The 14,186-nt window shown below is 61.8% G+C and carries 13 protein-coding genes and 1 pseudogene; 7 read left to right on the forward strand and 7 right to left on the reverse strand.

Annotation, left to right across the window (positions count from 1 at the left end):
- The first annotated feature begins 2 nt into the window (after positions 1-2).
- From K3724_RS16385 to K3724_RS16395, 3 genes are read left to right on the forward strand one after another with little or no spacing between them, the layout of a single operon-like run.
- A complete protein-coding gene (locus K3724_RS16385; protein WP_259987302.1) occupies positions 3-1,787 on the forward strand; it encodes an FAD-dependent monooxygenase in 1,785 nt (594 codons plus the stop codon).
- Between the two features lie 4 nt (positions 1,788-1,791).
- Entirely contained in the window at positions 1,792-2,673 is an 882-nt protein-coding gene (locus K3724_RS16390; RefSeq protein ID WP_259987304.1) for an intradiol ring-cleavage dioxygenase, read from the forward strand.
- 4 nt (positions 2,674-2,677) lie between these two features.
- Positions 2,678-3,502, forward strand: a complete 825-nt coding sequence (locus tag K3724_RS16395; protein ID WP_259987306.1) for a 3-keto-5-aminohexanoate cleavage protein — start codon at positions 2,678-2,680, stop codon at positions 3,500-3,502.
- A gap of 130 nt (positions 3,503-3,632) precedes the next feature.
- Here K3724_RS16395 and K3724_RS16400 read toward each other — a convergent pair whose 3' ends face one another.
- Both K3724_RS16400 and K3724_RS16405 read right to left on the reverse strand, forming a co-directional pair.
- Positions 3,633-6,512 carry a Hint domain-containing protein gene (locus tag K3724_RS16400; RefSeq protein WP_259987308.1) on the reverse strand — a complete coding sequence of 960 codons (2,880 nt, stop codon included), beginning with the start codon at positions 6,510-6,512 and terminating at the stop codon, positions 3,633-3,635.
- Between the two features lie 841 nt (positions 6,513-7,353).
- Positions 7,354-7,803, reverse strand: a pseudogene (locus K3724_RS16405) (integrase core domain-containing protein); the annotation flags it as partial.
- A 140-nt stretch (positions 7,804-7,943) separates the two neighbouring features.
- On the opposite strand from K3724_RS16405, the gene K3724_RS16410 reads away from it, so the two are divergent.
- Positions 7,944-8,750: an oxaloacetate decarboxylase gene (locus K3724_RS16410; protein WP_259987310.1), complete on the forward strand. Its 807-nt coding sequence runs from the start codon at positions 7,944-7,946 to the stop codon at positions 8,748-8,750.
- A gap of 228 nt (positions 8,751-8,978) precedes the next feature.
- Here K3724_RS16410 and rplT read toward each other — a convergent pair whose 3' ends face one another.
- The 4 genes from rplT to pyk form a co-directional block, all read right to left on the reverse strand.
- The gene (gene rplT, locus K3724_RS16415) at positions 8,979-9,344 is read right to left on the reverse strand and encodes a 50S ribosomal protein L20 (RefSeq protein WP_024088794.1); all 366 of its coding nucleotides are present in this window, start codon (positions 9,342-9,344) and stop codon (positions 8,979-8,981) included.
- Positions 9,345-9,358: 14 nt separating this feature from the next.
- Positions 9,359-9,559 (reverse strand): 50S ribosomal protein L35, encoded by a 201-nt coding sequence (gene rpmI, locus K3724_RS16420; protein WP_027263382.1) that lies wholly within the window; start codon positions 9,557-9,559, stop codon positions 9,359-9,361.
- Positions 9,560-9,677: 118 nt separating this feature from the next.
- On the reverse strand, positions 9,678-9,899 hold the full coding sequence (locus K3724_RS16425; RefSeq protein ID WP_259987316.1) for a hypothetical protein: 222 nt from the start codon (positions 9,897-9,899) through the stop codon (positions 9,678-9,680).
- 98 nt (positions 9,900-9,997) lie between these two features.
- Positions 9,998-11,443 (reverse strand): pyruvate kinase, encoded by a 1,446-nt coding sequence (gene pyk, locus K3724_RS16430; protein WP_259987318.1) that lies wholly within the window; start codon positions 11,441-11,443, stop codon positions 9,998-10,000.
- A 120-nt stretch (positions 11,444-11,563) separates the two neighbouring features.
- Here pyk and K3724_RS16435 point away from each other — a divergent pair, with 120 nt between their 5' ends.
- The 3 genes from K3724_RS16435 to K3724_RS16445 all read left to right on the forward strand — a co-directional run bounded on the left by K3724_RS16435 (position 11,564) and on the right by K3724_RS16445 (position 13,031).
- Positions 11,564-12,301 (forward strand): N-formylglutamate amidohydrolase, encoded by a 738-nt coding sequence (locus tag K3724_RS16435; protein ID WP_259987320.1) that lies wholly within the window; start codon positions 11,564-11,566, stop codon positions 12,299-12,301.
- A gap of 93 nt (positions 12,302-12,394) precedes the next feature.
- Entirely contained in the window at positions 12,395-12,634 is a 240-nt protein-coding gene (locus K3724_RS16440) for a DUF6868 family protein (RefSeq protein ID WP_129369702.1), read from the forward strand.
- Between the two features lie 82 nt (positions 12,635-12,716).
- A complete protein-coding gene (locus K3724_RS16445) occupies positions 12,717-13,031 on the forward strand; it encodes a DUF1244 domain-containing protein (RefSeq protein ID WP_259987324.1) in 315 nt (104 codons plus the stop codon).
- 803 nt (positions 13,032-13,834) lie between these two features.
- Here K3724_RS16445 and K3724_RS16450 read toward each other — a convergent pair.
- Positions 13,835-14,071 (reverse strand): hypothetical protein, encoded by a 237-nt coding sequence (locus K3724_RS16450; protein WP_259987326.1) that lies wholly within the window; start codon positions 14,069-14,071, stop codon positions 13,835-13,837.
- Between the last annotated feature and the right edge of the window lie 115 nt (positions 14,072-14,186).

A 14,186-nucleotide genomic window follows, 5' to 3' on the forward strand; every position in this document is an offset into this window, starting at 1 on the left:
TCATGGCTGAGATCGAAACCGACGTGCTTATCATCGGCACCGGGCCTGCGGGCTCTGCAACGGCGGCGCTTCTGTCAAGTTACGGCATCGCGAATATGGCGATCAACCGCTACGGCTGGCTGGCCAGCACCCCCCGCGCCCATATCACCAACCAGCGCACGATGGAGGTGCTGCGCGATCTGGGGCAGGATGTCGAAGCGGAGGCCTATATGCATGCGGCCCACCAGGACCTGATGGGCGAGAATGTCTTTTGCGAAAGCCTTGCGGGGGAAGAAATCGGCCGTATGAAAAGCTGGGGCAACCATCCCCTGTCAAAGGCCGAGCATCTGCTGTCCAGCCCGACAATGATGAACGACCTGCCGCAAACCTTCATGGAGCCGATCCTGTTCTCCACCGCCTGCAAACGCGGCACCCAGGCCCGGATGAGCACCGAATACCTGAGCCACACGCAGGACGCGGAGGGCGTGACCACCACCTGCCGCGACCGCCTGTCGGGCCGCGAATTCACGGTCCGGTCAAAATACCTTGTCGGTGCTGATGGCGGCAACTCGCTGGTGGCGCAGAACGAAAACCTTGCGATCGAAGGCAAGATGGGCGTCGGCGGGTCGATGAACATCCTGTTCCGCGCGGACCTGTCGAAATACGTCGCTCACCGGCCCAGCGTGCTGTACTGGGTCATGCAGCCCGGCGCCGACGTCGGCGGCATCGGCATGGGGCTGGTGCGCATGGTGCGGCCCTGGAACGAATGGCTGATCGTCTGGGGCTATGACATCAACGAACCCGCACCGGTTGTGGACGAGGCGATGGCAACACAGGTCGCGCGGCAGCTGGTCGGCGACCCCGAGCTGGAAATCGAGCTGATCTCGGCCAATACATGGACCGTGAACAACGCCTATGCCCCCCGGATGCACAATGGCCGCGTCTTTATCATGGGCGATGCGGCACACCGGCACCCGCCCTCGAACGGGCTTGGCTCCAATACCTCGATCCAGGACAGCTTCAACCTCGCTTGGAAACTGGCCGCGGTGCTGAATGGCCAGGCTGCCCCCGGACTGCTGGACAGCTACACCGCCGAGCGCGCACCGGTTGCCAAGCAGATCGTGACCCGCGCCAACCAGTCGATCAGCGATTTCGGCCCGATCTTTGAAACCCTCGGCATGACCGGCGGCACCAGCCTTGAGGAGATCCGCTCCAGTGTGGCTGCCCGCTGTGAAACCACGCCAGAGGCGGAAAAACAGCGCGCCGCAATCCGCGAGGCGATTGCCTTCAAGAAGTACGAGTTCGACGCCCATGGGGTGGAAATGAACCAGCGCTACAAATCCGATGCGGTGGTCACCGACGGGCAGATGGAACCGGCATTCGAACTGGACGCGGAACTGCACTACCAGCCCACCACCTGGCCGGGCGCGCGGCTGCCGCATGTCTGGGTGTTCGACCCTGAAACCGGAGAAAAGCTTTCGACCCTGGATCTGTGCGGCAAGGGTGCCTTTACCCTGCTGACCGGCATCGGCGGCGAGGCCTGGGAAGAGGCGGCAGAGGCCGTGGGGGCAGAGTTCGGCCTGCCGCTGACGGTGCGTCTGATCGGGCCGCGGCGCAAATTTGCAGACCATACCGGCGATTGGGCGCGGGCTTCGGAAATTGCTGATTCCGGCTGTATCCTGGTCCGTCCCGACCACCACGTCTGCTGGCGCGCCGAGGAAATGGCCTCGGATCCCAAGGGCGAACTGCTCCGGGTGCTTTCCCATATTTTCAGCCGCGGCGCGGCGGCCTCCATGGCAGCGGAGTAACGATATGTTTGATGAACACGAAAATGGTTACTTCACAGAAGATACCAGCGCCGAGGTTGTTGCCGCCCGCAATGCCAAGGCCGAAAACGAGCGGCTGCGCGACTGCGTCAATATCCTGGTGAAACACATCCACGCCGCGATTAAGGAAATGGAGCCCAGCCAGGAAGAGTGGTTCAGGACCATCATGTTCCTGACGGAAACCGGCCATACCTGCGATGACTGGCGGCAGGAGTTCATCCTGCTGTCGGACATCATGGGCGTTTCCATGCTGGTGGACGCGATCAACAACCGCAAACCCACCGGCGCCTCCGAAAGCACGGTGCTTGGCCCCTTCCACGTGGCCGAGGCACCGGAGCTGCCGATGGGTTCCAATATCTGCCTTGATGGCAAGGGCGAGCCAATGCTGGTCAGGGGCCGGATCCTCGACACCGATGGCAACCCGGTCGCGGGCGCCAAGATCGACGTCTGGCAGGCCAATGACGAGGGGTTTTACGATGTGCAGCAAAAGGGCATCCAGCCCGATTTCAACCTGCGCGGCGTGTTTCGTACAGCTGCCGATGGCAGCTACAGCTTTCGCGCCGTAAAGCCGAAATTCTACCCGATCCCGGATGATGGCCCGGTGGGCAAGCTGCTGCGCGACCTTGGCCGCCACCCGTACCGGCCCGCGCATTTCCACTACATCCTTGAGGCTGATGGGTTTGAAAGCCTGACCACCCACATCTTCGACCCGGATGACCCCTACATCAACTCCGACGCGGTCTTTGGCGTGAAGGAAAGCCTGATGGCCAAATTCGACCTGATCGAGGATCCGGCAGCGCTGCAGGAGGCCGGATTCGATGAGGCCTTCTATCTGGTGGAGCACGACTTTGTTCTGGCAAAGGGCTGACGGCATGAGCAAACCCTGCATCATCTGCGTCGCGATCACCGGCTCCCTGCCGCGCAAGGCGCACAACCCGGCAGTGCCGGTCACGGTCGAAGAACAGATCGAGAGCACCCATGCCGCGTTTGAGGCCGGGGCCAGCATCTGCCACGCCCATGTGCGCAACGAGGACGAGACCCCCTCATCGGATCCGGAGAAGTTCGCGCGTCTCAAGGAAGGGCTGGAAAAGCACTGCCCCGGAATGGTGATCCAGTTCTCCACCGGCGGACGCTCGGGCGCGGGCAAGGCCCGGGGCGGCATGCTGCATCTTCGGCCGGACATGGCATCGCTTTCGGTGGGATCGAACAACTTCCCCGCCCGCGTCTACCAGAATCCGCCGGATCTGGTGGACTGGCTGGCGGCAGAGATGATCACCCACGGTGTGAAACCCGAGATCGAGGCCTTTGACCTCAGCCACATTCACCAGGCTGGACGGATGCAGGCGGACGGGCGTTTGAAGGGGCCATTGTACATTCAGTTCGTGATGGGGGTGAAAAACGCCATGCCCGCCGACCGCGACGTCTTTGACTACTACGTGAAGACCGTAAACCGCCTGTTGCCCGATGCAGAATGGTGCGCTGCGGGGATCGGCCGGGACCAGCTGACCCTGAACGAATGGTGCGTCGCCAATGGCGGCCACGCGCGGACAGGACTGGAGGACAACATCCGGCTCGGCAAAGACCGGCTCGCTTCGTCCAACGCCGAACTGGTGGCAAGGGTGACGGAGATCTGCCACCGGCACGGCCGCCCGGTCGCCACGCCGGCCCAGGCGCGGAAGATTCTCGGCTTGGCCTGACACTGGAATTCGGCCTGGACTTGCGGCGGGTCAATTTTGGAGCAGCAACATCAACTGAGCAGACCGGAGCGCGGAAATGCAGGTCCCTGGCATGCCACCCGGGGCACTTCAGGGCTGGGCCCGGGGGCCGTCAGGCGGCGTGCATGTGTTGCAGGTTGCGCCGCTTAAGCGCCTGGCGGGCCAAGTCGCCGTAAGCCCTGCGGACCAGTCCGCGCCCGTGCTCGCCAACCAATCCATGAACGGCAGCCAGTTCAGGGAAGAGACCGAACAGTTCCCGCCGGTCTGCAGCGCACAACCCGCGGATGGCTTCGGGACCGGGCCAGAATGTCTCAGTTGCGATACCTTCTGCGAAAATCACCTCATGCCGCTCGGTCATGAGGTGCACATAGGTGACCGGATTGGCAGCCCCCGCCTGTTGTGTACAGTTTTCGTCAACTGCTGCCAGCAGTTTCGCCGAGAGAAAACTTTCGCCAAGCTGCGTGTCTTGTCCAAATGCTTTGGGGCCGGCTAACAGACGGTGCTGGGGAGACAGCAGCATCGGCCGCTCCGGGGACAGCAAACCGCCCGGGCGAAGGCAATACGGCCTCAGATGCGGGTGCTGCGCCAGCTCTGCCGGGCTCAGCGTGCGTTTGCCGACCCAGATAACGGGCTGAAACCCATTGTCGGCGGTTTGCAGCATATCGCCCACCCGGATCCGGCCCGCAGGCACCGCGCCGCGTCTGGTGGCAAGAAGAACATCCGGCGTGAAACAGGGGATGCCTGCAGAAATGAGCTGTGCAGTGGTTGTGATCTGTGACGGGGCCACCCCCTGCAGAACAAGCTTTTCACCCCCTGGAAACGTGAGCAGCGCATTGCCGGATCCATCGTCGGTCACCGAGATATCGCTGGTGCGGACGGCCCCGTCGGGTCCGGTGCCGCCGGTCAGATCGGAAACATCAAGCTGGTCATTGAAGAAACCGTCGCTGTCATCATCGGCGATGCTGAAGTCGCTGACAGTGTCAATGCCGCCCGCCCCGGTCAGGATCAGCTCATCATAGCCGGCCCCGGTGGTAATGGAATCGTCACCTGCGCCAAGCGTGACCGTGTCATCGCCCGCGCCTGCGTCAATCGACACCCCGGCGCTGTCCGCCGAAGCATCCACCACATCACCCTGATCCGTCAGCTTAAGCGCCTCAATCTCGGAAAAGGTGATCGTGTCGGAGCCATCGGTGATCGTACCGGCCTCATCGCCGGTGTAGGTGACCGTGACCCCGGTGGTGACTGCCGAGACGTCGACCGTATCGTAGTCATTTCCCGCCTCGCCGCCGGTCAGGGTGTCATTGCCGAACCCGTCGGACATCCGGAACGTATCAGCATCAGCCTCGCCGTGCATTTGATCGTCGCCGCTGCCGCCGACCAGCAGATCATCGTCATTGCCGCCGTACATAGTATCGGCGCCGTCGCCCCCTTCGAGGGTGTCATTGCCATCGGTTGCGACAATGCTGTCATCACCGGCGCCGCCTACCAGGCTGTCATCACCGGCAGAGTTCCGCAGCGTGTCATTGCCCGCGCCGCCGATCAGCGTGTCATTGCCAAGACCGGTGGTCAGGCTGTCGTCGCCATCGCCGCCTTCGATGTAGTCGTCGCCATCGCCACCGGCAATTGTGTCACCGCCGATACCCCCGATCAGGGTATCGTTGCCAAGGCCGCCGTCCATGACATCATCGCCGCCGCCGCCCTCCAGGCTGTCGTGGCCTGACTCGCCGTACATCAGATCGTTATCGTTGCCGCCAACCAGCAGGTCGTCATCGTTGCCGCCGTACATGGTGTCGGCGCCATCACCCCCGATCAGCGTGTCGTTGCCGTCGGTTGCCACGATGCTGTCGTTGCCCACGCCACCGACCAGGCTGTCATCACCGGCGGAGTTCATCAGCGTGTCGTCGCCTTCGCCGCCGATCAGCGTGTCATTGCCAAGACCGGTGGTCAGGCTGTCGTTGCCTGCACCGCCTTCGATGTAATCGTCGCCTTCGCCGCCAGAGAGCGTGTCGCCTCCGGCCCCGCCGATCAGGGTATCCGCACCGGTGCCGCCATCCAGAACGTCGTCGCCATCGCCGCCATCCAGGCTGTCATCGCCAGCCTCGCCGAACAGGGAGTCATCCCCCCCCTGGCCATAAACCACGTCACTTCCATCACCGGCCAGAACGGTATCGGCCCCTTGCTCGATGCCGGTGGTGACCGGGTCGTCGATGGTACTGCCCGAAAGGGTAAATCCCGCCCAGCCCTCGCGTGTTTGCAGCGTGAATTCAATCGACGATTTATCTTCGAAACCAGCAGAAAACCAGGCGTCCTGATCGGTGTAATCATTGTAATCGGACCCGGTGGCGGTCACAATACTGCCATCAACCGCAGTTCCAAGCGACGAGTCCGAGGACACCCCGAATGAAGTGAAGCTGTTGCCGTCGATTATGACAGCCTCGGCATCGCCATAGCCGCTGTTGTCATCCACGTCATTGAAGGTCGCCGTGGAATTCAAGTATACCGGCTCATTGGTATCCGGATCAAAGAACTCAAGCCGGAAGGTCGCCTGGTCACCCGGATCGTCACCGCCCAGCAGGATTTCCGCGCCGGCTGTGTAGCCGAATTGCACCGACATGTCCGGGTTGGATTTCTCCACCAGCACCAGCCTGCCCCAGACTTTGGTTCCGTCCTCCAAAGTGGCAACGTCGCTGAAAACGGCATTATTGCCTGCAGATCCTAACGAGCCGTCGTGGGAAATGCTCTGGATGTTGTTGATATCCAGCACCAGCGGCGTGGCGTCCAGCCCCTGCTCGAACCCATCGCCCATGTCGCCATAAACGGTATCGTTGCCCTCGCCCGCGTCAATCAGGTCGCTGCCTTCTTCACCCGCAACGGTATCCTCGCCTGCACCGGCGTCGATCGTGTCGTCGCCGGTGGTTCCATCCATTTTGTCGCTGGCATCCGTGCCGGTTTTGGAAGCTACAAGGTCATGGACCCAATCTGGTATCGGCATAGTATTTTTTCGCTTTCGAATTCACTGCACAGGAAGCACAGTCGAAATTCTCCGGATCCCAGCTGCCTGACGATGCTTGTCGCATGTATCACAAAGAGCTTTACGCCAGAGCTGGAAAGAAACCGTAAACTCGTGGAAGACGGCGCGCGTGGCCTGCCTCCAGGGAAGCTGGTTCTGCGTTGCGGGCGATCCCAGCTCGGCAAATGGGCACATTGGAACAAGGCAGAGCCGGGCTTCCGGCGGCCAAGAAAGCCAATGGGCCACCAATAGATCAATGCCCATAGTCACTGATGCAAGTGCTTTCAGCTGGGTCGTGCGGCGCGATACCGGCGCTGTGTTCCTGCGTGCAGGTTCCAATTTCCCCGTGCTAGGTAAATCACGCGATTCCGCAGCCGGTGTGATGCACGGTGACGGTGATTTTTGCTCCCGAAGCAGATGCTGCGCCACAACACCGGCGCCGGCCTGAGGCAGGCTTCAACCACCAGCAGAAACTCCCGGCTGGTCATCAGCGCGCTGCCATCTTCTGCTTGCCTGCTGACATAAGCCCAGCCGGGCAATCACCCGCAACGGCTTGAATTTGCCCGGTGAAGAAGAAGGAGGTGATGGGCTCGATCGGGGCCCGCGTGACCCAGGATATCATGCCGCCGTCGCACGCGTGTATCGCTTCGATCATCTGCGGGAACAGGCAGGCGGCGAAAGCAGTGCAAATCTTGGGGATGTATCCCGCATTTCCCGCCTGTCCGGCCTGTCCGGCCTGGTTCCAATAGGTGATCCATTACCGTGGGAAACCGAAGACAATCTGTCCGTCGGCAGAGTTTTTGGACCCAAAGGCGGCTTAAAATCAGAGAGTGTTCAGCTCATCTGGCTGGCTTGATGATGCGGCGTGTTTGCGGTGATGCAATCGTCGCGCATCGAATGTCTTTCGTTTGATCCTTTCTCGCTGTTGTAGAATGGCTTTGTCACGTCCGAAGTAAACCCCGGTTGGTGTGCCGTTGTTCAGGCTCTCGTGATATCTCTGGTGATAGTTGCGATCCACGAAGGCTTCTATCTGGGTTTTGAGATCGCCGGGCAGGAAGTGGTTTTTCAGCAGGATAAGGTTCTTCAGGGTCTGGTGCCGGCGCTCAATCTTGCCCTGTGTCTGGGAATGTTGCATGCCCTTGTCTTCCAGCCATTCAGCCAGATTTCCTGAGGCGTAACTGGACCCATTGTCACTCAACAGCCGCGATTTGTGAACGACGTGAACCTGATCCCAGGCCCGCGCGGCGTCCACCTTGGGAAGGTTATCCAACACCGGCCAAGGTCGCCCCGGGCCCCGCCCTAATACCACGGCCTGCATCGAAAAACCTTCACCAATGCTGATAGTGCTGCATGCCAATGCGAAGATCCGCTATAGTGATCAGCACTTCTGCTGACCGGAGAGAGGAGCATGTTTTGCGACGCAACGAGCTGACGGAACGATTCCGCGCCCTTCACGTCCCGGGCAAGCCGGTGGTGATGCCAAACCCTTGGGATATCGGATCAGCAAAGGTAATGGCGCAGCTGGGTGCGCAGGCGCTGGCGACGACCTCTTCAGGGTATGGCTTCACGCTGGGTCTGGCTGATGGCGGCCAGATCACGCGCGACATCGCCCTGCAGCACGCTGCCAGTATCTGCGCAGCGGTCGACGTGCCAGTGAACGGCGATTTCGAAAACGGCTTCGGAGACAATCCCGAGACTGTCGCCGAGACTGTGAGGCTGGCAGCAGAGGCCGGGCTGTCGGGGGTTTCGGTGGAGGACACGGCTGTCCCCGGAACAAATTCCTATCCGTTTGATCTGGCGCTGGCCCGGATAGAGGCGGCCGTCGATGCAGCCCGGTCTGCGGGGATCGTGCTCACTGCCCGCGCGGATGGCTGGCTTATGAATAATTATGAACAAGCAGAGGCGCTGCGCCGTTGCCAGGCGTTCGCCCAAGCAGGTGCAGATGTGATATACGCCCCGCTGGCCGATGCCGGAACCACCCGCGCGCTTGCCGCAACTGGCACACCTGTCAATCTGCTGGCCGCGGGTGCGATGCGCGATCTCACAACAGATGAAATCGGCGCATTGGGTGCCGCCCGGATTTCCATCGGCGGGGGGCTGGCCCGTGTCACCCAGCAGGTGATCCTGGATGGCACCCGCGCAATGCTGGAACGGGGCGACTTCACGATACTGAAAGGGGCCGCAAGCACGGCAGAAGTTGAGGCGATGCTGGCAAGGTGAGCCGCTAACCTGCCCAGCCAGCCTTTGCGTCCAGGATCCTTTCCAGCACAGCCGGACAGGCGCTGGCTGGCGGTCATCCGGGCACTTCAACCCTTGATCCGGTGGCCGCCCCCGCGCAAGACAGTCATTTGCTGCAGCTGGACGCAGTGCGGAACAGTGGACCTCAATCACTAAAAAAGGCCGCTCCAACCGGAGCGGCCTTTCCTGAATTTGGAACTCTCCGGCGCCTTAGGCTGCCAGCGCGTCCTGTGCCTGGCGCACGATGGCACCAAAAGCTTCGGGTTCGTGCACGGCCAGGTCGGCCAGAACCTTACGGTCCACTTCGATGCCGGCCAGGGTCAGGCCGTTGATGAAGCGGGAATAGGTCAGCGCTTCGTCGTGCGAACGGACAGCAGCGTTGATCCGCTGGATCCACAGCGCGCGGAAGTTGCGCTTGCGGTTCTTGCGGTCGCGGGTTGCATACTGGTTCGCCTTGTCGACAGCCTGACGGGCGACTTTGAAGGTATTCTTGCGGCGGCCGTAATAACCTTTGGCTGCCTTGATGACCTTCTTGTGACGGGCGTGAGTGACGGTACCACCTTTAACGCGGGACATATCTCAATCTCCTCTTAGCGGTCGTAGGGCATGAAGCCCTTGACGATCTTAGCGTCGGGTGCCGACAGGGTTGTGGTGCCGCGGGCATCGCGGATGAACTTGCGGGTCCGTTTGATCATGCCGTGGCGTTTGCCGGCCTGACCTGCCATGACCTTGCCGGTCGCAGTCACCTTAAAGCGCTTTTTGGCGCTCGACTTTGTCTTCATCTTGGGCATTTCCGTCTCCTTCAATGCGGGTTCGCTAGACGCGCGACTCGGCATGCCTAAGAAAGGCCGGCCACGCGGAACAGAGCTGCCCAATACGCAATGCCTGCCCGATGGGCAAGCCGATTCTCTACAGAAGGCGTCCCAGAACCCGGAAAAACGCATCCGGGATCTCGTCGATGCGGTAGCCGCCGGGTTTCATTATCACCGCATAGGCGATCAGACCGATGGCAATCAGAATGGTCGCCACGGAGGCCCGCGGCGGCCGCTGTTCGCTGAAGGCCGACAGAATCGACGGCACCGAAAACCCGGCAATCACCAAACCCGCTATCAGCGGCAAATCGGTCCCCATAAACCACGTCCCCCATCACGGCCTGACACAAGGAAATGGTAGGCGAGGGGACGGTGTTTTCAAATTTCGCTGCCGGCCTGCAGACAAGCAGCTCCCCGTTATTCCGGATCTGTGCTGTAAATCAATCGCTCATCACAGGGGGCAATGCGCAGGATATTGGTGGTGCCCGGCACGTTGAAGGGCACGCCGGCAGTGACCACGATCTGATCGGTATCCCCGGCATAGCCGCCGGAGCGCGCCGCCCGCGCCGCACTCACCACCGCGCCCTTGAAACGGTCCAGTTCCGGCGTCATCACGCATTTGCAGCCCCAGCTGAGGCACAGCCGCCGCGCGGTGGCGCTGACCGGGGTCATGGCAATGATCGGCACACCGGGGCGCTCTCGGGCGGTCAGCAGTGCTGTGGTGCCCGACTGGGTAAAACAGCAGATCGCCTTGATCTCGGTCTTTTCCGCAATCTCGCGCGCGGCCGCCACAATACCATCGGCCACGGTGGTGCCCTTGGCCGAGCGCGAGGCGGCGATGATCTGGGTATAGGTGGGGTCTGCCTCGACCTCGACCGCGACCTTGTCCATGGTCTGCACCGCCTCGATCGGATACTGGCCTGCCGCGCTTTCGGCGCTCAGCATGATCGCGTCGGTGCCCTCGTAAATCGCCGTGGCGACATCCGAGACTTCGGCCCGGGTCGGCATCGGGCTTTCGATCATGCTTTCCAGCATCTGGGTCGCCACGATCACCGGCTTGGCCGCCGCGCGGCATTTGCGCACCAGCCGTTTCTGAATCGGCGGCACCGCCGCCACCGGCAGCTCAACACCCAGATCGCCGCGCGCCACCATGATCCCGTCCGAGGCATCCAGGATGGCCTCGAAATCCTCCACCGCCTGCGGTTTTTCAATTTTTGACAGCACCGCGGCGCGGCCATCGGCCAGCCCGCGGGCCTCGAACACGTCTTTGGCCCGCTGCACAAACGACAGCGCCAGCCAATCGACACCCAAGGCGCAGACAAATTCCAGATCCGCGCGGTCCTTCTCCGACAGCGCCGCCAGCGGCAGCACCACGTCGGGCACGTTCACCCCCTTGCGGTTCGAAATGGTGCCACCGATTTCCACTGTGCAATTGGCAAAATCCGCTCCGCAGTCATCCACTGCCAGACGGATCTTGCCGTCATTGACCAAGAGATGCGCACCGGGTTCCAGCGCCTGAAAAATCTCCGGATGCGGCAGGCAAACGCGGGTTGTGTCGCCCTCGGCCTCATCCAGATCAAGACGGAAGCTGGCGCCTTCCACCAGATCCTCGGCGCCATTGGCAAACACACCCACCCGAAGTTTCGGCCCTTGCAGATCGGCCAGGATCGCAATCGGGCTGTCCAGGTCCTGCTCCACCTGGCGGATGATCCTGTGCTTTTCGGCAATCTCCGGATGGCTGCCATGCGACATGTTCAGCCGGAACACATCGGCGCCGGCCTCATGCAGGGCGCGGATCGTTTCATAGGTCTCCGAAGCCGGCCCCAGGGTGGCGACAATCTTCACATTGCGCGAACGTTTCATAGGGGTCTTCTCCTTCGGACCTGACTTATGTTACCGCAAACAGCGTTCAGGGTGCTTATCCCCCAATTCCCATTCTGCCGCAACTCCCGTAAACAGCTTGCGGCAAAACATATCAGGCTCATGACATACACACCCTATTTTGTTCACGGCGCAGACCGTCCCGCCCGCTGGCTGATCACCTGCGACCACGCAACCAACCATGTGCCGGAGTTCGCCGGCGGCGGCGATCTGGGCCTGCCGCGTGCGGATATGGAACGCCACATCGCCTATGACATCGGCGCCTATGAGGTGGCCAAGCTGCTGGGCGGGATGCTGGACGCGCCGGTGGTGGCCTCGAACTTCTCGCGGCTGGTGATCGACCCCAACCGCGGCGAGGATGACCCGACCCTTCTGATGAAGCTTTACGACGGCACCATAATCCCCGCCAACCGCCACGCGGGCGCGGCAGAACTGCAGGAGCGGCTGGAGGCCTGCTACCGCCCTTACCACCGCGCCCTGGCCCGGCTGGCCGAACGCCCCGGCACCGTGGTTGTCTCGGTCCACAGTTTCACCCGCCAGCTGCGCGGGCGCGAACCGCGCCCCTGGGAGATCGGCATCCTGTTCCCCGAAGGCGAACGGTTCTCGCCCTTTGTGATCGAGGAACTAAAGGCCGGGGACGGCCTGTGTGTCGGCATCAACGAGCCCTACACCGGCCATCTGCCCGGCGACGCGATTGAGACCCACGCCACGCATGCAGGCCGCCCCAATACGCTGATCGAACTCAGAAACGACCTGATTGCCGAGCACGATGGCCAGTGCAAGTGGGCGGAACGCCTGGCAAAGGTTCTGCCGCAAGCCCTCGAAAACTCAGGCCTCTGATCTGCGGCACGCTACCGCATGATCTTGCAGCAGTGCCCGGCGCTCCCCACGTCAGGACTGGAAACGCGGTACAGCAACGGGAAAGGAGCCATCATGGCCCAGGAAACCCTCTCCGCCTTCTTCGGCTGGCTGACCATCTTGCACATCGGCCTGTTCACCCTGTCCGCCATCCTCTTGATGCTGCTGCAGGACTGGGTGGCGCGCCTGCACGCCCGGATGTTCGGTCTGGCGCCGGCCGATGTCAGCCTCACCGTCTACCGCTGGCTTGGCACCTACAAGATTGTGATCCTGGCCACCGCGCTTGGGCCGTGGCTGGCGCTGCAGCTTGCCTGATCCCGCCCGCCCGCACCCATTGCCCGCCCCCGTCCCGGCTGCTAGGCCTGCGGCGACGCAAGACAACTCCGGAGCCACCGCCATGGACAAGCAAACCGAAATCGAAATCCAGGCCGCCGCCTTCCGCCGGCTGCAAAAGCACCTGATGGAAGACCGCACCGATGTACAGAACATCGATCTGATGAACATGGCCGGCTTTTGCCGCAACTGCCTGGCACGCTGGTATCAGGAAGCCGCCAATGAGCGCGGCATCGACATGGACAAGACCGAAGCGCGCGAGGCCTATTACGGTATGACCATGGCCGAGTGGAAAGCAAACCACCAGACCGAGGCCAGCGCCGAAAAGCAGGCGGATTTCGAAGTCGCGTTCAAGGAAAACGTGACAGACCGGCAATAGGCTGGTCAGCAGGCATCTTCAGGCGACCGCGGGCGGGGGTACGGTTTCTGCGGCCAAGGAACGGCTGTGAATATCGCTGCCACGCCGAGAACCGTTGCCACGCCCGGACCTTCTGCCAGGATCAAATTCGCCAGTGTGAACCCCGCTGCGGCCCCGCCAGAAGATGATGACCCAGGCCGCCGCGGTGACGGAGCGGGTGAAAATCCCTGCCAAGCTGAAGATCGCGGCAAAGACCGCAATCAGGGCTATTCCCGCCATACGCTAAGAGACATTGAATGATACCAAGGCCCGGCCCTCCGGCTCCGGGGCCTGCCTGCCACTGCGCTGCCGACAGCTGCGCAGTGGCTTTTCACGCTGGCGCGCTGCGTAAACACACCGGTGCCGTTTCATCCCGGCAGCCAATCCCGCCCGCAAGGCGGGAAAAGTCTTGCGTGGCTTGCACCATGGGTAAATACACGTGGCACAGAGCAGTATTGGAAGACTGAGAATGAAGACTTTGATACCAGCGTTGGCCCTTGCAGGCGCTCTTTTGTCCCCTGCGGCCCCGTTCGCCAGCACGCTGGAGCCGGCAGGTTTCGTTCGGCAAGACATTGTAATGCATGGCGGAGGCTGCCGGAAAAGCTCTCCTCCGGGCCAGTGCTGCCATATGGAAACGGCAACCGGCACAGTCCATTGCCATTGAAAAACAAAGAGGCCGCCGGTCAGAGGCGGCCTTGTCATTTCTGTTGCGGGGCCGTGCCGGGACTAGTCCCTTGAGTGATCCGGCACCGCAGGGTGCTGCATGCAGGACAGGGCGGTGATGCTTAGCCGCGGAACCGGCCAAGCAACCGCGCTGCAAGCGAACTTGTGACTGAAGGCTCAGAAGCCCGCGCTTTGCCCGCGAACCAGCCGCGCTTGGCAGCCGACTGCGCAATCTCCGGGTCAATGGCCTCTTCTGCCGTCAGAACTCTGCGCACGGCCGCCAGGATTTCTGCTTCGCTGCCCTCGGCTGACGGGCATTCCACAACGGCTGCGAACTCCGGCTGAAAGGTCTGATCCATTGGGCAACTCCCTAACGTGAAACTCTGGCATCCCCCCGGTTATGCGGGCAGTGCTTTCTATGTCTCCACCCTATCCTAAATCGTCCGGAACTGGCCCATTTTGTATAAAATTAGT

Origin of the sequence: Leisingera sp. M658 (assembly GCF_025144145.1) — a bacterium.
Classification (GTDB): domain Bacteria; phylum Pseudomonadota; class Alphaproteobacteria; order Rhodobacterales; family Rhodobacteraceae; genus Leisingera.